We start from the raw sequence: 22,514 nt of genomic DNA, 5'->3' as shown, positions 1-22,514 counted from the left end.
GGGCTCACGCCTCCCGGCGCTGCCAGGCGGTCACGTCCTGGCGCTGCTCACCGAGCTTCTCGATGCCGAGCGTCATCACGTCCCCGGCCTTGAGGAAGACCGGGTCCGGCTTCATGCCCATGCCGACGCCCGGGGGCGTGCCGGTGGTGATGATGTCGCCTGGCATCAGGGTCATGAAGCGGCTGACGTAGGAGACGATCTGCGCGCAGGTGAAGATCATGGTCCGGGTGTTGCCGGTCTGCATGCGGCGGCCGTTGAGGTCGAGCCACATGTCGAGGCTCTGCGGGTCGCCGACCTCGTCGGAGGTCACGAGCCAGGGGCCGACCGGACCGAAGGTGTCGCAGCCCTTGCCCTTGTCCCAGGTGCCGCCGCGCTCGATCTGGTACTCGCGCTCCGAGACGTCGTTGACGAGGCAGTAGCCGGCGACATGGTCGAGCGCCTGCGCCTCCTCGACATACGAGGCGCGCGTGCCGATGACGATGCCGAGCTCGACCTCCCAGTCGCTCTTCACCGAGTCCTTCGGCAGCATCACCGGGTCGTCGGAGCCCGACAGCGAGCTGATCGCCTTGGTGAAGACGATCGGCTCCTTGGGAACGGGCAGGTTCGACTCGGCGGCATGATCCGCGAAGTTGAGCCCGATGGCGATGAACTTGCCCACATTCGCCACCGGCGTGCCGAGGCGCGGCGCACCGTCCACCACCGGCAGGCCGGCGACGTCGATCGCCGCGAGACGCGCCAGGGACTCGGAACCGAGGGCGGCGGGGCCGAGATCGGGCACATGACCGGACAGGTCGCGGATGCGGCCCTCGGCATCGAGCAGGCCGGGCTTCTCCTGGCCCGCGGGGCCGTAGCGCAACAGCTTCATGGGGAACCTCCTTCACGGGCGCGCCGCCGCGGCGCGCGGGTCGACGGGCGCGAGGCAGGGCTCGTGGCGGAGGGCGCGGCGTTCGGTTTCCTCCGGCACGGCCCTGGTGCCGCACCATTCGATCCCATATATTGGGATCTTGTTCTTCTATGTGGGACGATACGCCCGTGACATCGAGGCCGTCAACCGGGGGCGATGGCGCTCCGCCGGGAAGTCAGACGCTCCTGCGCGGCCTCGCCATCCTGGAGGCGGTGGCGGACGGCGCCCGCGACCTTGCCGGCCTCTCGGCCCGGCTCGGCACCACGCGCAGCACCACCCACCGTCTCGCCGCGGCCCTGGTCGAGCAGCGCTACCTCACCTTCGCGCCGCGGGACGGCTACGGGCTCGGGCCGAAGCTCCTGGAGCTGGGATTCCGCGCCCAGCAGGCCGCGCCGGTGACCCGGGTGGCGCGGCCGCACCTGGAGCGGTTGTCGGAGGCTTGCGGCGACACCATCCATCTCGGCGTGCTGGAGGGCGACTGGGCGCTCTACCTCGACAAGCTGCCGGGGCGCCGGCGCATCGAGATCAGCTCGCGGGTCGGCGAGCGCCAGCCGGTCTGGTCGACGGGTCTCGGCAAGGCGCTGATCCTCGACCTCGACGAGGCGCGCTGGCGCGGCTTCCACCGCCTCGGCGACGCACGCGGCGGCCACAGCCCGGACCTGGAGACCTGGCTGGCGCGGATGCGGGCCTACGCGGCACGGGGCATCGCCTACGACCGAGAGGAGAACGAGCCGGAGGTACGCTGCGTCGCCGCCCCGATCCGGGATGCGAGCGGGGCCATCGTGGCGGCGTTCAGCGTCACCAGCACGGTGCAGTACATGGACGAGGCCCGGATGGAGGATCTCGCCGGGACGGCCCGGGAGGTCGCCCGGGCGATCAGCCGGGATCTCGGCTGGCAGGATCCCGGACGAACGGGATAGGCCGTCCTCCTTCCCAGCCGACGGCCCCGAGCGGAAGGCGCCAGGCGGAAAGCTCCAAGCCGATGCCGCCGGCCGCTACCCCCAGCCCGATACCCCCGTGGCGCTTGCCCCGGTCTCCCGCCTCCGGCAAACCGGTATCGACGGTGCGCGGATTTCAGGCTGCGATGGCATTGGTGAAGAAGGCGAAGCTCGCAGGCCCTGCCGCCGAGGCAAGATCGGCCGCGCAGGCGAATCCTGACGCAGCCGGAAGCTCGGACATCGCACCCGTCGAGCCTGCTCCCGCTCCCGGACGGGAGCCGGCGGCCCGGCGCGGCCGGAGCCGCGGGCGGGCCGGAGAGGGGCCCCCCGAGGGTGCGCCGACGCGCCGGCAAAAGGCGACGGAGCGCCTGGGTGCGGCCACCGAGGAGCTGGCCGCCGGCGTCACCGAGGCCTCGGCGGCGGCCGAGGAGCTGCGCCGGGCGATGGAGCAGATCGCCGGCGGGGCCGAGGAGGCCGCCGGCGCGGCACAGCAATCGCTCTCGGCGGTCGCGGCGATCGTCGGGCGCCTCGGCGAAGCGCGGGAGCGGGCCGAGCTGTCGCGCCGCCGCACCGCCGCGTTCCAGGTGCTGCTCGCCGAGGCGGGCGCCCAGGCGACCCAGTCGATCGCCGCGATCGAGGCCGAGGCCGGGCGCCAGGACGCTACGGTCGCCCTCGTCGACGGTCTCGACCGGGAGGCGGCCAGCATCGGCGAGGTCACCGGCACGGTCGGGGGCATTGCCGACCAGACGGGGCTCCTCGCCCTCAACGCCGCCCTCGAGGCGGCCCGGGCCGGAGCGCAGGGCGCCGGCTTCGCGGTGGTGGCCGACGAGGTCCGGGCGCTCGCCGAGACCGCGGAGGCGAGCGTCGGCGAGGTGCGCGAGCGGGTCGAGGCGATCCGGGGCGAGATCCGGGCGCTGGGCGAGGCGATCCGCGACGCCGCCGCCCGGGCGGCGGCCGAGGCGGCGTCGGGCGGGCGCGTCGCCCGGCAACTGGAGGAAGCGAGAGCCGATCTCGGGACCCTGGCCGAGGGCGCGCAGGCGATCCTGGCGGCGGCCCTTCAGGCGGAGACGACGACCCGCCAGGCCCAGGCCGGTGCCGAGCAGGTCGCGGCCGCGGCCGAGGAGCAGGCCGCCGCGGCCGAGGAGGCGCAGCGCGCCGTGGCGCAGCAGACCGAGGCCCTCGACCAGGGCCAGGCGACCGCCGAGGCCCTGGCGGCCCTCGCCGAGACCCTGGGCGGCGCGGCGGAGGTGCGGGCCGGCATCGCGGAGATCGGCGGCGCCGCCGACGCGCTCTCGGCCTCGATCCAGGAATTGTCCGGGGCCGCTGCCGAGATCCTGGCCGCCGTCGACCAGATCAGCCGCGGCCTGACCCTGCAGAGCGCCGCCGTGCGGCAATCCGCCGACGCGATGGCGGAGGTGGAGCGCGTCGCCTCGGGCGCCCGCTCCGGGGCCGACACGGCGCTCGCGCGGATCGGCGCCATCGCCGAGACCTTGCGCCGGGCCCGCGGCGCGATCGACGGCCTCGCCGACGGGGTCGGGCAGGCGCTGGCCGGGATGCGGGACTCGCTCGCCCGCCTCGACGCGATCGAGGACGACGCCCGACGCATCGAGACGATCGGGGAGGGGATCGCGCTCGTCGCGGTGCAGATCGGCATGCTGGCGGTGAGCGGCGCCATCGAGGCGACCCGGGCCGGCGAGGCGGGCCAGGGCTTCGCCCTCGTCTCGGCCGACATCCGCGCCCTGGCGCGGGACGCCGCCAAGGGCGCCGACCGGATCCGCGCCACGGTGCGGGGGATCCGGGACGGGAGCGCCGCCCTCCTGCGCGCCCTCGAACGCTCGCTCGGTGCCGGCGAGGCCGAGGTGGCGAAGAACCGCGCGCTCACCGCGAGCCTCGCGGCGGTCGCCGCCGACGTGGCGGAGCTGGAGCGCGCCAACCGCGAGATCCTCGAAGGCGCCGACGCCATCCTGACGGCGGCGGCCGACATCGCGGCCGGCGCGCGCCAGGTCGCCACCGCCGCCGAGGAGGCCGACCGGGCCTCGACCGAGGCCGCCATCGCCGCCCGCCAGCAGGCCCGGGGGGCCGAGGACCTGGCGGCGGCGGTCGAGGAGATCGCGCTGCTCGCCGAGGAGCTGCAGGGTGCGGATGCCTGAGGCCGGGCGCGTCCTCCTCGTCTCGCTCGGATCCGGGATCCGCATCGCCCTGCCGGCGGGGCGGGTGCGCGCCGTGACGCCGGTCCCGGCCCTCACCCGGGTGCCGGGAGCGCCCGCCTCCCTCGTCGGCCTCGCGGGCACCCGCGCCGGCCCGTTGCCGGTCCTCGACCTCGCCTGCCTCCTCGATCCCGGCATGGCCCCTGCGCCCGCCGGCCGGATGGTGATCGCCGAGGCGGACGGGCCGGTCGGCCTCCTCGTCGGCGGCGTCGCCGGCCTGGCGGCGGATCCCGGCGAGGTCCCTGTTCTCGACCTGCCGGCCCTCGTCGCCAGTGCCCGTCCGCGGCGGCATGCCGGCACCGCGGCCGCGTCCGCGCCCCCGGGCGACACCCCCCCGGCGGCTCCGCCGCCGGTCGCCCTCGTGATGCTCACGGTCGCGGGACAGCCCTACGCCCTGCCGCTCGACGCGGTCGAGGAGGTGGTGGCCCTGCCGGCGGCCCTGGTCCCGGCGCCGGAGGGCGGTCCCGCCGCCCTCGGGGCGATGCCGTGGCGCGGCCGGGACGTGCCGCTCTTCTCGGTCTCCGCCCTGCTCGGCCGGGGCCGCACCGCCGGCCCCCGGGCCGTCTTGGTGCGGGGCGTCGGGCTGGTGGCCGAGCGGATCGGGCCGGTCCTGCGCCTGCCCGCGGCGGCGATCGACCCGGTGCCGCGGGCCCTGCGCCGCGGCGGCGCGGCCGCCGGCTTCGCCCGCCTCGATGGCGGGCGGACCCTGGTCTGCATCCTGTCGGCGCGAGCCCTGGTCGGGGAGGGGGAGCCGGGCCTTGCGCGCGCCGCGTCCGTCTCCGCGCCGACCGAGCCCGTGCTGGCGATCGATCTCGCCGGGGCGCGCTACGGCCTGCCCGCCGGCGCCGTGCGCGCAGTGATGCCGGCGCCGGAGGATCCGGTGCGGGTGCCGGGGGCGACGGACGGGCTTGCCGGCTTCACGACCCTGCGCGGCGCGGCGTTGCCGGTCCTCGACCTGCGCCGGCGCCTCGGCCTGCCGCCCGCCGACGGAACGGGGCGCCGGCGCCTGCTGGTGATCGAATCGAACGGCGCGCGGGCGGGCCTCCTCGTCGACGGTGCGACCCGCCTGGTCCGGCCGGAGGCCGGGGCGATCCGGGCGGCCAGGCCCGCGGCGGGGAACGGAACGGTCACCCGGGTGGCGGGTCTCGCCGACGGAATCCTGCCCCTGATCGACCCGGCGGCGCTCCTTGCGCGCTCCTTGCGCCGGGCCGTCCCCGCGGAGAGACCGGCATGATCCGCCTCCTCGTCGTCGACGACTCGGCGCTGATGCGCAAGGTGCTGGGCGCCGTCTTCGCCCCCGAGGGGGATTTCGAGCTCGCCTTCGCCCGCGACGGGCTCGAGGCCCTCGACCTGCTGCCCCGCTTCGCCCCGGACGTGGTGACCCTCGACGTCACGATGCCGGGCCTTGACGGGCTCGCCGTCCTCGACCGGATCATGCTGGAGCGGCCCTGCCCGGTGGTGATGCTGTCCACGCTCACCTCCGCCGGCGCCGAGACCAGCCTCGATGCCCTGGCGCGGGGCGCGGTCGATGTCCTGGCCAAGCCCGCCGGCGCGGTCTCGCTGGAGATCGACCGGTTCGCCCCCGTGCTGGTGCAGACGGTGCGTGCCGCGGCGCGGGCCCGGCCGCGGATCGCCCACGGCCTCGCCGCGCGGCTGCGCGCCCGCCATGCCGGCCTCGTCGGCCCGGGCGCGAATCCCGGCCCGACCGCGAGCCCGAATCCCGGCCCGGCCTCCCTGCCGCGCGCCGCGCTCCCGGCCCGGCCCGCCCCGCACCCGGAGGCTGCGCCGCCGGAAGCCGGCGGCCTGGTCCTCGTCGGCGCCTCGACCGGCGGCCCGCCGGCGCTCACCGCCCTGCTCGGCGGGCTGCCGGCCGATTTCCCCTGGCCGATCGTCGTCGCCCAGCACATGCCGGCGACCTTCACGGGACCGCTGGCGCGTCGCCTCGACGGGCTCTCGGCGCTCGCGGTGCAGGAGGTGACCGGGCCGGTCGCCCTGGTTCCGGGCCGGGTCTATGTCGGGCGCGGCGATGCCGACGTGATCGTGGTGCGACGGCCCGGCGGCCTGATGGCGGCGCCGGCCCCGGCCCTGCCCGACTATCCCTGGCACCCGAGCGTCGACCGCCTGGTGGAGAGCGCCCTGGACCTGATTCCCCCCGGCCGTCTCGTCGGGGTGCTGATGACCGGGATGGGCCGCGACGGCGCCCGGACCATGGCGGAGCTGCGCCGCCGCGGCGGGCGCACCATCGCGGAATCCGAGGCGACGGCGGTGGTCTGGGGCATGCCGGGCGAACTGGTGCGGGCCGGCGGCGCCGGCGTGGTCGCGCCGCTCGATGCCATCGCGGCGGAACTGCGGGCGCTGCTGCCGTGACCCTCGACGAGGCCGACCTGACGCGCATCTGCGACCTGCTCTACCGCCATACCGGCATCCTGGTGCCGGGGAACCGCCGCCCGTTCATCGAGCGCCGGGTGCTGGAGCGGATGCGGGCGACCGGCGCCGGCACCCTGCCGGTTTATCTCGCGCGCCTGCGGGCCGATGCGGAGGGCGAGGTGCAGCTCTTCGTCAACGCCTTCACGGTCAACGAGACCTACTTCTTCCGCGAGGAGCACCAGCTGCGCTGCCTCACCGCCTCGCTCCTCGGGCCGCTCACCGCCGGGCGGTCGCGGCACGACCCGATCCGGATCTGGTCGATGCCCTGCGCGACCGGGGAGGAGCCGTACTCGCTGGCGATCTGGCTCCTCGAGCACTGGCCCGAGGTCGATGCCTGGGAGATCGAGATCGTCGGCTCCGACATCGACACGCGGGCGCTCGCCGCGGCGCAGGCCGGGTCCTACGGGGCCCGGGCTCTGATGCGGCTCCCGCCCGCCCTCGTCGCGCGCTACTTCATCCCGCAGGAGGCGGGATCCTGGCGCATCCTGCCGGACCTGCGCGACTCGGTGCGCTTCACCCGCCGCAACCTCGTCGACGGCGCCGGGATGGCGCGGGAAGGGCGGTTCGACGTCGTGTTCTGCCGCAACGTCCTGATCTACTTCGACGACGCATCGCGAGGAGTCGCCGCCGACAACCTGTTCGCGTCCTTGAGGCCCGGCGGGTTCCTGTGCCTCGGCCATACCGAATCGATGGCCCGGATCCCGTCGCGGTTCCAGACCCGCCGCTTCCCGGACGCGATCGTCTACCAGCGTCCGGAGGACGCCCATGACTGACGACGCACCGCCCCCCGCCGCCCTCCCGCTCCCCGACGATCTCGTCGCGGAATTCGTCGCCGAGGCGCGCGAGCTGGTCGAGGCCGCGGCCGGGGACCTGCTCGCGCTCGACGGGAGCCCCGATGCCGGCGTGGTGAACCGGGTCTTCCGCGCCGTCCACACCCTCAAGGGCTCGGCCGCCCTGTTCGACTGGCCGGCGATGCTGGCGCTGCTGCACGCCGCCGAGGACGGCCTCGCGGCCGCCCGGGCCGGCACCGTCGCGGCCGGCCCCGACCTCGTCGACCTGTCGCTGGCCGCCCTCGACGCCGTTGCCCGCTGGACCGAGGCGATCGCCGCCACCGGCGCGCTCCCGCCCGGCGCCGAGGCGGAATCGGCACGGCTCGCGGCCCTCTACCGGACCCTGCTGACGCCCGCGTCCGGGGCGGCCCCCGATGCGAACCCGGCCGGACCCGCGCCGGACTGGGCGGCCGCCCTGCTGGCGGATCTCGGCGAGCGCCCCGCCGGCACCCTGACGGCCCTGCGCTACGTCCCGCGGGCCGATTGCTTCTTCTCCGGCGACGATCCCCTCGGGCTGGTGCGGCGGCTGCGCGGCCTCCTGGCGCTGCGGCTCGATCCCGCGAATCCCTGGCCGCCGCTCGAGACCCTCGACGTCTTCGCCTGCAACCTCGCGGTGACGCTGCTCACCACCGACGAGCGGCCGGAGGTCGAGGCCGTGTTCCGCCTGGTGCCCGACCAGGTGACGATCGCCACGATCGCGACGCCGGCGGCCCCGGTCGAGACGGCGCCCGGGCCCGCTCCGGAGATGGCGGTCGCGCCTTCCAGGACCCTGCGGGTCGATGCCGGCCGGATCGACGCCCTGGTGGCGCTCGCCGACGATCTCGCCGCCGCCCGCGCCGATCTCGGCGAGGTCGTCGCCCGGGCCGGATCCGGGGCCGGCCTCGTGGATCTCCTCCCCGCCCTGCGGGCGAGCGACGAGCGGATCGGTCGCCTCTCGGCCGAACTGCACCGCGAGGCGATGGGCCTGCGGCTCCAGCCCCTGGCGCGGGTCTTCCGCCGCTTCCCGCGGGCTTTGCGCGACATCGCCCGCCGGCTCGGCAAGGAGGTGACGCTGACGCTCGAGGGCGAGGAGACCGAGATCGACCGCGACGTGGCGGAAGGCCTGTTCGAGCCCCTGCTGCATCTCCTGCGCAACGCCGTCGACCACGGCATCGAGCCTCCTGCGGCGCGCGAGACGGCCGGCAAGCCGCCGGCGGGGCGCATCGTCGTCGGCGCCGAGAGCCGGGCCGACCGGGTCGTCGTCTCGGTCACGGATGACGGGCGCGGCCTCGACCCGGCCTTGCTTCGCCGCCGCGCCGCCGAGCGCGGCCTGATGGCCCCCGATGCGCTGGCCGCCCTCGACGAGGCCGGCGCGATCGACCTGATCTTCACGCCGGGCTTCTCGACGGCGGCTTCCGTCGGCGCCGTCTCCGGCCGCGGCGTCGGCATGGATGCGGTGCGCGCTGCCGTCGCCCGCCTCGGCGGGACCTGCACCGTCGAGAGCCGGGCCGGCGCCGGCACCGCGATCCGCCTGAGCCTGCCCCGGGCCCGGTCCCTCGTCCGGCTGCTCCTCGTCGAGGTCGGGCCGGAGCGCTACGGCCTGCCGATGGACGCCGTCGTCGAGCTCGCCCGGATCCCGCGTGCCCGGATCCGCGACCTCGCGCCGGGCGCCGCCACGGTGCTGCGCGACCGGACGGTGCCGGTGCTGCACCTCGCCGACCTCCTCGACCTGCCGCGCGGGCCCGATGGGCCTCGCGGGGGGCGGTCCTCCGAGGCCCGGCTCGCGGTGGTGCGGGCGGGCGATGAGCGCGTCGCGATCGAGGTCGACCGCTTCGCCGGCCGGGCCGACGGGCTGGTCCGGCCGCTGCCGGCGCTCGCGGCCTGGCCCGGCCTCGCCGGCACGACGCTGTCGGGCGACGGACGGGTGCTGCTGGTGCTCGATCCCGAGGCCCTGGTCGGGCGGGAACCGGGTGAAGGGGAGGCGAGGCCGTGAGTGTGCGCCGCGACGGGGACCTCATCCGGCTCGAGGGCGCCTGCCCGGTCGAGGAGGCCGAGACCCTGGCCGCACTGCTCCTCGCCCGACCGGGGACGGCCGTGGAGTGGAGCGGCTGCACCGGCCTCCATACGGCGGTGGTGCAGGTTCTGGTGCGGCTGCGTCCGCCGCTCCGCGGCGTCTGCGGCGATCCCTTCGCGGCGCGCTGGCTCGCACCGCTGCTGGACGTGCCGGACCTGTCCTGATGTGCGCGACGCATGACGCAGAAAACCGGGCGCGCATTTGCCGGTTTTCGATTATGTCGGTCCGGCACGGTCGCCCGCCGCGCCCGGGCGTCACGTCCCCGGGAGTCCATGCGGGCGCCATTCCCCTTTCGGCGAAAACCGCCTAGAGGCCGCCCATGTCGCAGTCACCGACCGCCTCCGCGCCCGTCACCGCCCTCGTCGTGGACGACAGCAAGCTCGCCCGGGCCGTCGCCCTGCGGCTGCTGCGCCAGCTCAGGCCGGACTGGGTGATGCGCGAGGCCGCGAATGCCGACGAGGCCCTGGCCGTGGTGGCCGGCGAGCCGGTCGACGTCGCGCTCCTCGACTTCAACATGCCGGGCAAGGACGGCCTCGCCCTCGCCGAGGAACTGCGCGCCATGAGGCCCGGCATGCCGATCGCCGTGGTCTCGGCCAACATCCAGGACGAGGTGATCGCCCGCGCCCGCCAGCTCGACGCCGCCTTCATGGCCAAGCCCCTGACCGGGGAGGCCCTGGCGGGCTTCCTCTCGGGTGCCGCCCTCCGCCTGCGCCGGAACGCCGCCCCGTGAGGAGCGATCGCCACGACGCCGCCAGCCTGACCGAGCTGCAGCAGGACGCCTTCACCGAGCTCGTCAATATCGGCGTCAGCCGTGCCGCGGCGAGCCTGCGCAAGATGATCGGCACCCAGGTATTGCTCTCGGTGCCCTCGGTGGAGATCGTCTCGCGCGCCGCCGCCGCCCGCCTGATCGGCGAGCGCGAGGCCGCGCCCCTCGTGGTGGTGCACCAGGATTTCGAGGGCGCCTTCGCGGGCCGCGCCCTGCTGATCTTCCCCCAGGAGAACGGCCGCGAGCTGGTCAGGGCCGTCGCCGGCGAGGAGCTGACGCCCGAGGAGGTCGCCGCCCTCGAGGACGAGGCCCTGGCGGAGACCGGCAACATCATCCTCAACGGCTGCCTCGCCACGATGGCCAACATGCTCCGGCGCACGCTGACCATGTCGCTGCCCGGCATCGCGCGCGGCGACGGCCCGCGGATCTTCGGGATGGAGGCGGGCCAAATCGGGGCGGGCCAGGCGACCGATCCGGTGGCCGACGCCCTGGTGCTGTTCCTCTACATCGACTTCTCGGTGAGCGAGCGCGACATCCGCGGCTACCTGGCGATGCTGATGGACCTGCCCTCCCTCGACAACCTGCGCGCCCTGGTGGACGAGTTCATCGCCCGCGCCCTCGGCGACCCGGACGCATGACGGGAGCCGGCGCGATCCCCATCCCCGGCGGGTGCTCATGCTCTCGCGGGTCCCCATGCCCGGGCGGTCGCGCATGAGCGGGCCGGACGAGACCGGCCCCGGCCGGGACGCGGCGCTCGCCGCCGCGATCGCGGCGACGCGGCGCCGGGCCGGGCCGTTCCTCGCCGGGCTGGAGCATTCGCGCCAGCCGATGCTGATCAGCGATCCGCACCTGCCGGACAACCCGGTCGTCTTCGCCAACGAGGCCTTCCTGAACCTCGCGGGCTACGAGGCCGGGGAGGTGCTGGGGAGGAACTGCCGCTTCCTCCAGGGCCCCGAGACCGATCCGGGGGCGCTGGCGGCGATTCGCGAGGGGCTGCGGGCGGAGCGCGTGACGCGGGTCACGGTCCTGAACTACCGCCGCGACGGCAGCCGTTTCTGGAACCAGCTGCTGATCTGCCCGATCCGCGACGAGGACGGCCGGCTCGTCAACTACTTCGCCTCGCAGGTGGACATGTCGCATGTCCACGAGGCCGAGGCCGGACGCTCGCGGCTCGCCGATATCGAGCGGCGGCTCGGCGAGGCGCAGCGCCAGCTGTCGCTCACCCTGTCCTCCGCCGGCATCGCCGGCACCTGGGACTGGGACATCGTGGGCAAGCGCCTCCACGTCGACGGGCGCTTCGCGGCGCTCACCGGCCTCAACTCCCCGCCGCGGCCCGGCACCGTGCCGCTCAGCCCCGGCCCGCTGCCGGCGAGCGCCTTCTTCACCGGCATCCACCCCCTCGACCGCCTGCGGGTGCGCCTCGCGGTCAGCGGCATCCTCGGCGGGGCCGAGGTGTTCGACAAGGAATACCGCCTGCTGGCGCCGGACGGCTCGGTGCGCTGGGTCCATGCCCGCGGCCGCTGCCATTTCGGCCCCGACGGGCGGCCCGCCCGCTTCACCGGCGTCCTCGTCGAGGTGACCGAGCAGAAGCGGGTCGAGGAGCGCCTGCGCATCGCCCAGTCGGCCGGCCGGGTCGGTGCCTTCGAGCACGTGCCGGGCTTCGCCACGGTGGCGGCCTCGCCGCAATTCTGCAGCCTCCTCGGCCTGGTCCCGGCCCGCACCGTGGCGGCGAGCGCGGTCAACGCCCTCGTGGTCGAGGGCGACCCGCCGCTGCTGGCGCCCGACCAGCGCCAGGAGGGCGAGCTGCCGCCGATCGAGACGCGGGTGCGGCTCGCCGATACCGGCGAGGTGCGCTGGCTGGTGCGCCGCGGCGAGGCGATTCGCGACACCGAGACCTCGGGCCTGCGCCATGTCGGGGTGATCTACGATGTCACCGAGTCGAAGCGGGCCGAGGTGGCCCTGCGCGAGCTCAACGACACCCTGGAGATGCGGGTGCGCGAGGCGGTGGCCGAGCGCGAGCGGGCCGAGGAGCAGCTGCGCCAGTCGCAGAAGATGGAGGCGGTGGGCCAGCTCACCGGCGGCATCGCCCACGACTTCAACAACCTGCTGACCGGCATCGTCGGCTCGCTCGACCTGATGCAGACCCGCATCAACGAGGGCCGGACCGAGAACCTCACCCGCTATGCCGGCCTCGCCATGGCCTCGGCCCAGCGCGCCGCCGCGCTCACCCATCGTCTCCTCGCCTTCTCGCGCCGCCAGCCCCTTGAGGCCAAGCCCGTCGACGCCAACCGGCTGGTCAGCTCGATGGACGATCTGATGCGCCGCACCCTCGGCGAGCGGGTGCAGCTCGAAGTGGTGGTGGCCGGCGGCCTGTGGCTGACGCTCTGCGACCCCAACCAGCTCGAGAACGCGATCCTCAACCTCGCGATCAACGCCCGCGACGCGATGCCGGAGGGCGGTCGGCTGACCATCGAGACCGCCAACGCCCATCTCGACGACGCCTATGCGGCCCGCGAGATCGGGGTGCGGGCGGGGCAGTATGTCTGCATCAGCGTGACCGATACCGGCACCGGCATGCCGCCGGACGTGATCGCCCGGGCCTTCGACCCGTTCTTCACCACGAAGCCCCTGGGCCAGGGCACGGGTCTCGGCCTGTCGATGATCTACGGCTTCGCCAAGCAATCCGAGGGCAACGTCAAGATCTACTCGGAGGCGGACCAGGGCACGACGGTCAAGCTCTACCTGCCCCGCTACCACGGCGAGATCGAATCGGCGGCCGAGGCGAGGGGCGAGGCACCGCGGGCCGAGCGCGGCGAGACCGTGCTGGTGGTGGAGGACGACTCGACCGTGCGCGCCCTGGTCGTCGAGGTGCTGCACGAGCTCGGCTATCGCACGCTGGAGGCCGGCGACGGGCCGGCGGGCCTGCGCCTGCTGCAATCGGCCTCCCACATCGACCTTCTGGTGACCGATGTCGGCCTGCCGGGCCTCAACGGCCGCCAGCTCGCCGACCAGGCTCTGCTGGTGCGCCCGAACCTCAAGGTGCTGTTCATGACCGGCTACGCCGAGAACGCGACCTTCGGCAACGGTCATCTCGGGCCCGGCATGCAGATGATCACCAAGCCGTTCCCGGTCGAAGGCCTGGCGACCAAGATCCGGTCGATCATCGAAGGGTAATCGGCAGATCGGCAGGCGTGTTTCATGCAAGCCTGCCGAATATATTCTTGATAGCAGACCCATTTTATTTTGATGATTAAAATATAAAGTATAGATGCCATATCCTTGCGGCGCCGACCGTTGGCGGCGGCCCTCGGCTGAAAAAATGATTTCCGATGACGGCCCTTCACAGCATGGATCATTGCCATGATCTTGGCGGGCGCGCGAATCGCCGCGATTCCGACTCGGGCAAGCCGGGTCGGAGGCCTGTCATGACGGGGGGACGGACCATGCTGCCGATCGATGCCAGCACGCTGTTCGCGATCGCACGCAAGCAGAGCGGGACGCGCAAGACCAATCAGGCGGCGATCATCACAGCGATCGGGCCGGTCCTGGCGACGACACTCGCCCAATCGCAGATCGACACGCCGCTGCGGATCGCGCATTTCCTGGCACAGGCGGCCCACGAATCGGACAGCTTCTGCACGACGCAGGAATATGCCAGCGGCACCGCCTATAACGGTCGGGCCGACCTCGGCAACACCACGCCCGGGGACGGCCCGCGCTACAAGGGGCGCGGCCTGTTCCAGCTCACCGGCCGGGCGAATTATCGCAGCTTCGGCGCCCTGCTGCACCTCGATCTCGAGGACGACCCGACCCTCGCGGCCGAGCCGGTCGTGTCGCTGCGGATCGCCTGCGCATTCTGGACCACCCGTACCTACCGGGCCAGCAGCGGGAAGCGCCTCAGCCTCAACCAGCTCGCCGACGCCGACGACATCACCGCCATCACGAAGGTGATCAATGGCGGCCAGAACGGGCTCGACGACCGGATCTTCTACCTCAAGCGCGCCAAGGCGGTCCTGGCCGACCTGGCGGCGGACACGGTCGCGCCGGGTCCGACGCCGGACCAGCCCGTGCTGCATCTCGGGGATGTGGGACCCGACGTCGCGGCGTTGCAGCGCCTGCTCGCCGCGCGGGGCTACCCGATCGCCATCGACGGCGATTTCGGTCCGGCCACGCTCCTGGCCGTGCAGCACCTCCAGGCCACGGCCGGGCTCGGTCCGGACGGCATCGTCGGCGCGCGAACCTGGCCGGTGCTGTCGGCGAATGCCGTGCCGGCGACCCCGGTTCCCGCCCCGGCCGCCTCCGCGGCGCTCAGCGCCGTCCCACCGCCGGCCCGCTGAAGCGGCCGGCGCTCGGCACGTCCTCGCTCGATCCGGCCCGGAAGCGGGTCGCGACCGCGCCGGCGGGGGCGGCGACGAGGCCGGCGGGCGGAGGGCCGGGCCTGGGCCGCTGGACGAGGCGCACCGCGGCGGCCTCGGCGGCGGGCGCGGCCACCGCGGCGCTGAACAAGGCGCGCAGCTGCGTCTTCGAATCCGACGACTTGGCTTCCGAAGACTTGGATTCCGCGGATCTGGGCTCCGGCGCCTTCGGCTCGGCGGGGGAGGGCGCCAGACGGGGCCGCGGCTGGAGCATCGCGCCGAGGGCCGCAGGATCGGCCTCGGCGGAAGCGACCTGCACCGAGGCCGGGCGGGCCGGGGGCAGCGGCACCATGATTGGCGGCGGCGCGGCGACCAGCGCCTCGGCCAGAGCGGCGAATTCCGACGGACGCCGGGGCGGCAGCGGGGCCGCCGGCAGCCCGGCCGCCACCGTCTCGGCGGCGCGCATCTCCGGCTCCGGTGCGGCGACCGGCGCTGCGGTCTCCGGCTGCACCGGCTCGGGCTGCAGGGCGGCCTGTCGGGGCGCGGCCGGCTGCAGGAGGGCGGCGGGGGCCGCCGGGGCGGCGTAAGCGAGGGCGTCGCGGGTGCCGGCATCCTCCGGCTGGGCGCTGGCCAGCGCCACCGGGCGGACGCGGCCGGCGCGGCCGGCCAGAACCACCGGCGCCGGCGGCGGCGCGGCGGGTTTGGACCCGCCGAACAGCATGGCGAAGAACTGGCCTACGACGTTCGGGCTGTCCTCCTCGTCCGCCGCGGCGATCGCTTGGCCCACGCCCATCACGCTGCCGCCGCGGGCCAGGATCTCGGCCTTGGCCATCTCGTAGCCCGCCATCGGCCGGCCGTCGGCGGGCAGGTGGACGGTGCGGCCGTCGGGAAACAGGCGGGCGAGCTGGTCGTGGCTCATCCGCGGCCAAGAGCGCACCGAGCCGACGTCGAGATGGACGAAGGGGCTGTTGGCGTGCGGGTACCAGCCCACGCCGCCGCGCTGCATCTGCATGCCGATCGCCCGGATCTGGTCGATCGAGACGTCGGCGAGGTAGAAATCCATCGCCTTGCCGAGCATGTGCTGGCTGTGCTCGGCTACCGCGCGGGAGCGCCGGCGTAAGGCGGCGTTGGTCTTCGGCGAGCGATAGGCCGAGACAACGTGGATCGCGTCCTGCGAGCCGACGGCGCGGTGGGCTTCCCACACCACGTCGAACAGGCGCGGGTCCATCTTGATCGGCTCGTCGAGGCGCCAGTCGCGCAGCAGCCAGTTCAGCTGCTCCAGGGCGGCCCGGTCGTAGCGCCCGTCACGCTTGAACGTGATCGACGCGCCCTCCTTGGTGTGCTCGTGGAAGATCGAGATCGTGCGGGTGTCGCCGTTGGCGACCGCGTCCTGGGTGTCGCTGGTCGAGGCGATCACCGCGGTCAGGCAGGCGACCAGCGCCAGCGCGCCGCGCCGGCAGGAGCGCGATCCCCGGGCCGCCGCATCGGCCACCCCGCTTCCGGCACGCTTGAGCGCTCGCACGATCCCTCATCCTCGCTCGGGCCGCGTGGCCGCCATGGTGAACGCAAGGTTGCCGAGAACCGTCAACAAACAGTTACCGGGTCCCTGCGACAGGATGGGGCGCAGCGCTAAGCCTCAACCGTGGCAAAAATCGGCCGCGCTTCACGATTTCGTGGGACCGAGCGGCTGACGTTGGAAACGGAACGCCGAGGCCGGATCGTCGTGGAGACGATCACGTCGGTCCTGACGTCATTCGCAAGACGATGCGAGCAGAGATGCGCCGCAATCTCCGTCGAGGAAATCCTGGTCGGCGGCGTGCCAAGACCATCGGCCGCGGGATCGAGCCCGACGCGGTGCCGAGACGGCAGTCTATCGCGGTGCAAAAATATATGGTCGCTTTCTCGCTCTCGCGAGAGGTCGATGCCCGTGCCCGGTCCGGCGGCGCGACCGCCGGCCACGCGTCTCGGCTGAACGCGATCGACGGGCGGCAGTCGCGGCCCCAGGATGAAGTCCGGGGAAGCCGAAGCGTAGAGGGTGCCTACCACCACCCCCGCCGGATCGCCCCGGTCTCGCCGAAATAGTCCGGCGCCGGCTGCACCACCGCCGGCTCGTCGGGGACGGTCGCCGTCGCCACCGGGCGGCGCGGCGCGGGGCGGGGCGCGCCTTGCGCGACGTCGCGGTGGGTGTGCGGGGCCGCGGCCGGCGGCTTCGCCTTCGGCTTCTGGCCGGCTTCCGCCGGCAGCGCCTCGGTCGAGAGGCCGAGCGCCACCTTCACCCGGGCATTGATGCCGTAGAGGTCGGGCAGGCTGCGCAACGTCCCGGTCGAATCCGCCTCCAGGGTGAAGTAGGCGAGGTGCACCGGCAGCTTCTCGGGCAGCATCACCGTGCGCTCGCCCTTGCCGATCAGCGCCTTCAGCCGCTCCGTCGGCCAGCGCGGCCCGAGCACGACCTGCGCGAAGCGGAACGGATCGTCGACGCGCACGCAGCCGTGGCTCAGCGCCCGCTCGAAGCGGGAAAACAGGCTGCGGTTCGGCGTGTCGTGCAGGTAGACCGCGTGGTCGTTGGGGAACATGAACTTGATGAAGCCCAGCGCGTTGCGCTCGCCCGGCGGCTGCCGGATGGCGATGCCGTTGCCGCGCTTCACCACCTGGTAGCCGAGGCGCGCCGCGTAGTTCGGGTCGCGGGCGAGGCCGGGCAGGAACTGGCTCTTGAGGATCGAGGGCGGCACCGTCCAGGACGGGTTGACCACCGCGTAGGTCATCTCGCCCGAGAAGATCGGCGTCGGCGAATCGGGCTTGCCGACGATCACCCGGGATTCGTCGAGGACGCGGCCGTCGCGGATCACCCGCACCTTGTATTCGGGGATGTTGACGAAGACGTGGGTGCGGCCGAGATCGGCCGGCAGCCAGCGCCAGCGCTCCATGTTGGCGAGGATGTCGGCTTCCTGCTTGCCCGGCGCGGCACCGGCCAGAGCCGCCACGGTCGCGGGATCGAGGATGCCGCTCGCCTTCATCCCGCGCTCGCGCTGGAAGCTCGCGACGGCGGTGGCCACGCCCTCGTCGTAGGCGGTGGCGTCGGAGGCGCCGCCGAGGCCGAACCGGGCGCGGATCAGCGGCACCCGGGGATCGCGCATGCCGGTCTTCAGCGCCGGACCCTTCGGCAGGCGCACCATCGGCACGGCGCGGTTCGGCTGCTGGGCGCGCAACGACGCGAGCTTCGCCTTGAGGGCGAGGTAGCCGGGCTGGCCCGGGTTGTAGGCCTGGAGCAGGGAGCCGGCATTCGACCCCGCCGGGGTCAGGCGGGTCAGCACCGCGTCGGCCCCGGGCAGGTCGAGCTTCGGGGTGATGAAGCGCGACAGACGCGAGGGTTCGAGGCGCCCGCCGCGGGCGTCGCGGGCATACAGGACCGCGGCGGCCGAGAGCTTCAGGTCGGCCTCGGCGAGGTCGGCGGGCTTGGCATGGGGGGGGTCGAGGAGCGGAATCGGGTAGGCGAGGGGATCGAGCCCGTCCTCGCCCGCCGCCTGCAGCCGGGCGATCACCGCCTTGGCGGCGTCCGACCAGCCGGTCTCGGTGAGCCAGACCGACTTGAACGCGCCGAGCGCGTAGAAGGCCTGCATTGCCTCGCGCTGCTTGGTGGAGAGGCGGCGGATCAGGCTGAAATTCGGGTCGGCGAGGCGCACCGCCACCACCTCGGCCACCGGGTCGCCGGGGGCGGGCGGGGGCAGGGCGGGGGCCGCGCTCTCCACCGGTGCCGCCGGCGCGTCGGCCGGGGCAGGCGCGGGAGTGCCCGGAACGGTGGCGCCCGGCAGGGCGGCGGGCTGGACCGGGGCGGCCTCGGGCGCGGTCGCCGTGGGCTGTTGCACCCCGGCCGGAGGCGAGGCCGGGTTATCCGGGATGATGGTGATCGCCGGAGCGGGCGTTGCCGGAGCGGAGGTCACCTGGTCGGAGGACCCCGGGTCGGGCACGCTCGCGACGGTCGCGCCGGTCGCGGGCGACGCGGCCACCCCCTCGGCCCGCACCCCCGACAGGCCAGCTTGCGCGGCCAGCAGCACCGCGAGGGTCGCCGCCGCACCGGTGTTCCGGCCGGTCCTGCGCCTGGGAGCCATGGTCCTCTCCTCGAAGCCGCGGCCGGCGAAGCGGCCACGCTGATCATCTAGATTAGTAAACACGTGAACCCAGGCCGTGCCATCGCACGGCAGCCACACCCAGGCCGCATGCCCGCGTGAGCGTTCGCGATGTGCCGTGGCGCACCGCGACAGTGATCGCGGCGCGGCGCGGAGGATCGCGCCGGCGCGGCGCAGTCCATGGTGTCGCCCAAAACCCGTGAAATGCGGTTTTCTTCGGACGAGGGACGCGGATTCAGGCCGCGTCCTCGGTCTTCTCGTCGTCGAGCCCGAGTTCCTTCAGCTTGCGATAGAGAGTCGAGCGGCCGATGCCGAGCCGGCGCGAGACTTCCGACATCCGCCCGCGGTAGAATTGCAGGGCGTAGCGGATGATCTCGCCCTCGAGTCCTTCCATCGTCTTCATCTCGCCGGTCTCCTCGGCGACCAGCGACAGGGCGTGGGGATCGCGCACCTCGATCCGGACGATCTCGCGGACCGGCGCCGGGCCGGTGCCGGGCTCGGGCGCCGCCGGGGCCGGGGGGATGCGCACGTCGAAGCCCTGGACCTGGGCGGCGATCTGCGGGAACTCCGCCACCGTCAGCTCGTCGCCGTCGGCGAGCACCACCGCGCGAAACAGTGCGTTCTCGAGCTGGCGCACGTTGCCGGGCCAGTCGTAGCGGGTGATGAGCGCCATCGCCTCCGCGGCGATGCCGCGGACCCGCTTGCCCTCCTCCGCGGCGAACCGGGCGCAGAACGAGCGGGCAAGGTCCGGGATGTCCTCGCGCCGGGCCCGCAACGGCGGCAGGGTCATCGGGAAGACGTTGAGGCGGTAATACAGGTCCTCGCGGAAGCGGCCCTGCTTGACGAGGTCGAGGAGCGAGCGGTTCGTCGCCGAGATCAGCCGGATGTCGACCCGAACGCTCTTGCGCCCGCCGACCGGATCGACCTCCCCCTCCTGGAGCGCGCGCAGGAGCTTCACCTGCGCGTCGAGGGGCAGCTCGCCGATCTCGTCGAGGAACAGGGTGCCGCCGGAGGCCTCGACGAACTTGCCGAGATGGCGCTCGGTGGCGCCGGTGAAGGCGCCCTTCTCGTGCCCGAACAGGGTCGATTCGACGAGGTTGTCGGGGATCGCCCCGCAATTGACCGTGACGAACGGCTTGCCGCGGCGCTCGCCCGAACCCTGGATGGCGCGGGCCAGCACCTCCTTGCCGACGCCGGATTCGCCCTCGATCAGCACCGGGATGTTGGATTTCGCGGCCCGCTCGGCGAGCCGCATCACCCGCCCCATATCGGGGCTCTTCGAGGTGAGGTCGCGGAACGAGAGGGCGCCGGAAGCCCGCCGGCGCATCCGCCGGATCTCGTCCTGGAGCTGGTCGACCTGCAGCGCGTTGCGGATCGAGACCTGCAGTCGCTCGGGCCCGGCGGGCTTGACCACGAAATCGACCGCGCCCGCCCGCATGGCGTTGACGACCGCGTCGATCGAGCCGTTCGCGGTCTGGACGATGACGGGCGTGTCGATGCCGGCCTTGCGCAGTTCGGCCAGCACGCCGAGCCCGTCGAGGCCGCCCGGCATGGCGAGGTCGAGCAGCACCACGTCGATGCCGGAATCGGGAGCCCGGATGGCGTCGAGACCGGCCGTGCCGCTCTCGGCCACCACGGCATCGAACCCGAGGCGCCGCACCATGGCCTCCGCCAGCCGGCGCTGCACGGGATCGTCGTCGACGATGAGGACCGTGGTGGTCATCTGGACTCCTCGAGGGACCGCGGCTCCGGGGCGCCGCCCCGGGGCTTTTCCTGTGCCGGGCGGCCCCGGCAGGCCGGGAGGCCGCGAATCACGCAGGTGTTTCGTTTCGAGGCGTATGCTGCGTCACAAGCGTAAAGTGGCCCTTAACGCCAACGGAAGGTTACCGCGCCGACGGCGGCAGCCCGGCAATCGCGGCCGCCTCGGTTGATCGCGGGCCGGTCGGGGCCGATATGTCCCCGCGCACGCCCCACCCTTGTGCCCGCCCCTGTGCCCGCCCTTGTGCCCGAGAGGAACATCGTCCATGCCGCTGAGTGCCGCCGCGCCGTCGGACAGCGCCCTGAGCACCGCCCAGGCCACGGCCCGCGCCGTCGATCTCGGTCCGCTGCCGGAATGGGACCTGTCGGACCTCTATGCCGGCCTCGACGACCCGGCCTTCGCCGACGACCTCACGCAGGCCGAGGCCGAGTGCCGCGCCTTCGCCGCGAACTATCGCGGCCGCATCGCGGACCTCGCCGCCGGCCCCGAGGCGCCCGACCGCCTCGGCACCGCGGTCGCCGCCTACGAGGCGATCGAGGACCGGCTGGGCCGGCTGATGTCCTATGCCGGCCTCGTCTATTCGGGCGACACCACCGACCCGGCGCGGGCGAAGTTCTACGGCGACACCCAGGAGCGCCTGACGGCCGCCGCCAGCGACCTCCTGTTCTTCAGCCTCGAGCTCAACCGGGTCGAGGATGCGCTGATCGACGCCGCGGCCGCCCATCCGCCGCTGTCGCGCTTCCGCCCCTGGCTTGAGGATATCCGCCGCGAGAAGCCGCACCAGCTCAGCGACGAGGCCGAGAAGCTCTTTCTCGAGAAGTCGGTGACCGGCCGTGGGGCCTGGAACCGGCTGTTCGACGAGACCATCGCGTCGTTACGCTTCCCGCTGCGCGGCGAGGAACTGACGCTGGAACCGACCCTCAACAAGCTCCAGGACCCCGACGAGACCGTGCGCCGGGACGCGGCGGGCGCGCTCAGCAGCGTGTTCCGGGCGAACCTGCGGGTCTTCACGCTCATCACCAACACGCTCGCCAAGGATAAGGAGATCTCCGACCGCTGGCGCGGCTTCGCCGACGTGTCGGATGCCCGCCACCTCGCCAACCGGGTCGAGCGCGACACCGTCGAGGCGTTGGTCGCCGCCGTGCAGGCGGCCTATCCGCGCCTGTCGCACCGCTATTACACGTTGAAGGCGCGGTGGTTCGGGCGGGACAGCCTGGCCTACTGGGACCGCAACGCGCCGCTGCCGAAGGTCGAGCAGCGCACCATCCCCTGGGCCGAGGCGCGCGAGACGGTGCTCTCGGCCTACGGCGCCTTCTCGCCGAAGATGGCCGAGATCGCCCGGCGATTCTTCGACGGCAGCTGGATCGACGCGCCGGTACGCCCCGGCAAGGCGCCGGGCGCCTTCGCGCACCCGACCGTGCCCTCGGCCCATCCCTTCGTGCTGGTCAACTACCAGGGCAAGCCGCGGGACGTGATGACGCTGGCCCACGAGCTCGGCCACGGCGTCCATCAGGTTCTGGCGGGCCCGAACGGCGCGCTCATGGCCCCGACCCCGCTGACGCTCGCCGAGACCGCCAGCGTGTTCGGCGAGATGCTGACCTTTCGGCGCGTGCTGGAGTCCACCACCGATCCGGTGCAGCGCCGGGCGATGCTGGCCGCCAAGGTCGAGGACATGATCAACACGGTGGTGCGCCAGATCGCGTTCTACGCGTTCGAGCGCAAGATCCACCTCGCCCGCCGCGAAGGCGAGCTGACCGCCGAGAAGATCTGCGACTTGTGGATGTCGGTCCAGGCGGAGAGCCTCGGCCCGGCGATCCGCCTCGACGAGGGCTACGAGCCGTACTGGGCCTATATCCCGCATTTCGTCCACTCGCCGTTCTACGTCTACGCCTACGCGTTCGGCGATTGCCTGGTGAACTCCCTCTACGGCGTCTACCAGCGGGCGAGCGGCGACCCGGCGGCGGAAGCCGCCTTCGTCGAGCGCTACTTCGCCCTGCTCTCGGCCGGCGGCAGCCAGCCCTACGGCGAATTGCTGGCGCCGTTCGGGCTGGATGCCCGCGACCCGGCCTTCTGGCAGATCGGCCTGTCGATGATCGAAGGGATGATCGCAGAGCTGGAGGCGATGGAGGCGTAAGGCGGCGGTCCGGCGGG

General features: G+C 73.7%; 16 protein-coding genes. 12 read left to right on the top strand and 4 right to left on the bottom strand.

Annotated elements, in window-relative coordinates:
* Positions 1 to 4 precede the first annotated feature (4 nt).
* On the bottom strand, positions 5 to 865 hold the full coding sequence (locus tag G4G93_RS20710; protein WP_165086777.1) for a fumarylacetoacetate hydrolase family protein: 861 nt from the start codon (positions 863 to 865) through the stop codon (positions 5 to 7).
* 167 nt (positions 866 to 1,032) lie between these two features.
* On the opposite strand from G4G93_RS20710, the gene G4G93_RS20705 reads away from it, so the two are divergent.
* The 11 genes from G4G93_RS20705 to G4G93_RS20655 all read left to right on the top strand — a co-directional run bounded on the left by G4G93_RS20705 (position 1,033) and on the right by G4G93_RS20655 (position 14,462).
* Complete coding sequence (locus G4G93_RS20705; RefSeq protein WP_165086775.1) at positions 1,033 to 1,824, top strand: IclR family transcriptional regulator; 792 nt, start codon at positions 1,033 to 1,035, stop codon at positions 1,822 to 1,824.
* Between the two features lie 164 nt (positions 1,825 to 1,988).
* A complete protein-coding gene (locus G4G93_RS20700) occupies positions 1,989 to 3,992 on the top strand; it encodes a methyl-accepting chemotaxis protein (protein WP_165086773.1) in 2,004 nt (667 codons plus the stop codon).
* Entirely contained in the window at positions 3,985 to 5,283 is a 1,299-nt protein-coding gene (locus tag G4G93_RS20695; RefSeq protein WP_246736921.1) for a chemotaxis protein CheW, read from the top strand. Before G4G93_RS20700 ends, G4G93_RS20695 begins: the two co-directional genes overlap by 8 nt.
* Positions 5,280 to 6,416, top strand: a complete 1,137-nt coding sequence (gene cheB / locus G4G93_RS20690; protein WP_165086770.1) for a chemotaxis-specific protein-glutamate methyltransferase CheB — start codon at positions 5,280 to 5,282, stop codon at positions 6,414 to 6,416. Before G4G93_RS20695 ends, cheB begins: the two co-directional genes overlap by 4 nt.
* Positions 6,413 to 7,249 (top strand): protein-glutamate O-methyltransferase CheR, encoded by an 837-nt coding sequence (locus G4G93_RS20685; protein ID WP_165086768.1) that lies wholly within the window; start codon positions 6,413 to 6,415, stop codon positions 7,247 to 7,249. The genes cheB and G4G93_RS20685 overlap by 4 nt, the downstream gene beginning before the upstream one ends.
* Positions 7,242 to 9,278 carry a chemotaxis protein CheA gene (locus G4G93_RS20680; protein ID WP_165086767.1) on the top strand — a complete coding sequence of 679 codons (2,037 nt, stop codon included), beginning with the start codon at positions 7,242 to 7,244 and terminating at the stop codon, positions 9,276 to 9,278. Before G4G93_RS20685 ends, G4G93_RS20680 begins: the two co-directional genes overlap by 8 nt.
* Positions 9,275 to 9,523 (top strand): hypothetical protein, encoded by a 249-nt coding sequence (locus G4G93_RS20675; protein ID WP_165086765.1) that lies wholly within the window; start codon positions 9,275 to 9,277, stop codon positions 9,521 to 9,523. The genes G4G93_RS20680 and G4G93_RS20675 overlap by 4 nt, the downstream gene beginning before the upstream one ends.
* A 155-nt stretch (positions 9,524 to 9,678) precedes the next feature.
* Positions 9,679 to 10,089 (top strand): response regulator transcription factor, encoded by a 411-nt coding sequence (locus G4G93_RS20670; RefSeq protein WP_165086764.1) that lies wholly within the window; start codon positions 9,679 to 9,681, stop codon positions 10,087 to 10,089.
* A complete protein-coding gene (locus G4G93_RS20665; RefSeq protein WP_312892161.1) occupies positions 10,086 to 10,763 on the top strand; it encodes a chemotaxis protein CheX in 678 nt (225 codons plus the stop codon). Before G4G93_RS20670 ends, G4G93_RS20665 begins: the two co-directional genes overlap by 4 nt.
* A 73-nt stretch (positions 10,764 to 10,836) precedes the next feature.
* Positions 10,837 to 13,299, top strand: a complete 2,463-nt coding sequence (locus G4G93_RS20660; RefSeq protein ID WP_165086763.1) for a PAS domain S-box protein — start codon at positions 10,837 to 10,839, stop codon at positions 13,297 to 13,299.
* 251 nt (positions 13,300 to 13,550) lie between these two features.
* Positions 13,551 to 14,462 (top strand): peptidoglycan-binding protein, encoded by a 912-nt coding sequence (locus tag G4G93_RS20655; RefSeq protein WP_206289912.1) that lies wholly within the window; start codon positions 13,551 to 13,553, stop codon positions 14,460 to 14,462.
* On the opposite strand, the gene G4G93_RS20650 is transcribed toward G4G93_RS20655, so the two are convergent.
* From G4G93_RS20650 to G4G93_RS20640, 3 genes are all read right to left on the bottom strand, one after another.
* Positions 14,434 to 16,002, bottom strand: coding sequence for a DUF882 domain-containing protein (locus tag G4G93_RS20650; RefSeq protein WP_395409846.1), 1,569 nt, complete (start codon positions 16,000 to 16,002; stop codon positions 14,434 to 14,436). The genes G4G93_RS20655 and G4G93_RS20650 overlap by 29 nt on opposite strands.
* A 517-nt stretch (positions 16,003 to 16,519) precedes the next feature.
* A complete protein-coding gene (locus G4G93_RS20645) occupies positions 16,520 to 18,586 on the bottom strand; it encodes a murein L,D-transpeptidase (RefSeq protein ID WP_165086761.1) in 2,067 nt (688 codons plus the stop codon).
* A 253-nt stretch (positions 18,587 to 18,839) separates the two neighbouring features.
* Entirely contained in the window at positions 18,840 to 20,327 is a 1,488-nt protein-coding gene (locus G4G93_RS20640) for a sigma-54 dependent transcriptional regulator (protein WP_165086760.1), read from the bottom strand.
* Between the two features lie 301 nt (positions 20,328 to 20,628).
* Here G4G93_RS20640 and G4G93_RS20635 point away from each other — a divergent pair, with 301 nt between their 5' ends.
* Entirely contained in the window at positions 20,629 to 22,497 is a 1,869-nt protein-coding gene (locus G4G93_RS20635) for a M3 family oligoendopeptidase (RefSeq protein WP_165086758.1), read from the top strand.
* Positions 22,498 to 22,514: the final 17 nt, after the last annotated feature.

It is taken from the genome of Methylobacterium sp. DB0501 (assembly GCF_011043735.1).
GTDB classification, from domain to species: Bacteria; Pseudomonadota; Alphaproteobacteria; order Rhizobiales; family Beijerinckiaceae; genus Methylobacterium; species Methylobacterium alsaeris.
This window is presented reverse-complemented; position numbering and strand designations above follow the sequence as displayed.

What these genes read in the sequence shown, in the direction of transcription:
- G4G93_RS20710 (WP_165086777.1), bottom strand. Translation starts at nt 865, where the DNA reads ATGAAGCTGTTGCGCTACGGCCCCGCGGGCCAGGAGAAGCCCGGCCTG.
- G4G93_RS20700 (WP_165086773.1), top strand. Translation starts at nt 1,989, where the DNA reads ATGGCATTGGTGAAGAAGGCGAAGCTCGCAGGCCCTGCCGCCGAGGCA.
- G4G93_RS20695 (WP_246736921.1), top strand. Translation starts at nt 3,985, where the DNA reads ATGCCTGAGGCCGGGCGCGTCCTCCTCGTCTCGCTCGGATCCGGGATC.
- cheB (WP_165086770.1), top strand. Translation starts at nt 5,280, where the DNA reads ATGATCCGCCTCCTCGTCGTCGACGACTCGGCGCTGATGCGCAAGGTG.
- G4G93_RS20680 (WP_165086767.1), top strand. Translation starts at nt 7,242, where the DNA reads ATGACTGACGACGCACCGCCCCCCGCCGCCCTCCCGCTCCCCGACGAT.
- G4G93_RS20670 (WP_165086764.1), top strand. Translation starts at nt 9,679, where the DNA reads ATGTCGCAGTCACCGACCGCCTCCGCGCCCGTCACCGCCCTCGTCGTG.
- G4G93_RS20660 (WP_165086763.1), top strand. Translation starts at nt 10,837, where the DNA reads ATGAGCGGGCCGGACGAGACCGGCCCCGGCCGGGACGCGGCGCTCGCC.
- G4G93_RS20655 (WP_206289912.1), top strand. Translation starts at nt 13,551, where the DNA reads ATGACGGGGGGACGGACCATGCTGCCGATCGATGCCAGCACGCTGTTC.
- G4G93_RS20645 (WP_165086761.1), bottom strand. Translation starts at nt 18,586, where the DNA reads ATGGCTCCCAGGCGCAGGACCGGCCGGAACACCGGTGCGGCGGCGACC.
- G4G93_RS20640 (WP_165086760.1), bottom strand. Translation starts at nt 20,327, where the DNA reads ATGACCACCACGGTCCTCATCGTCGACGACGATCCCGTGCAGCGCCGG.
- G4G93_RS20635 (WP_165086758.1), top strand. Translation starts at nt 20,629, where the DNA reads ATGCCGCTGAGTGCCGCCGCGCCGTCGGACAGCGCCCTGAGCACCGCC.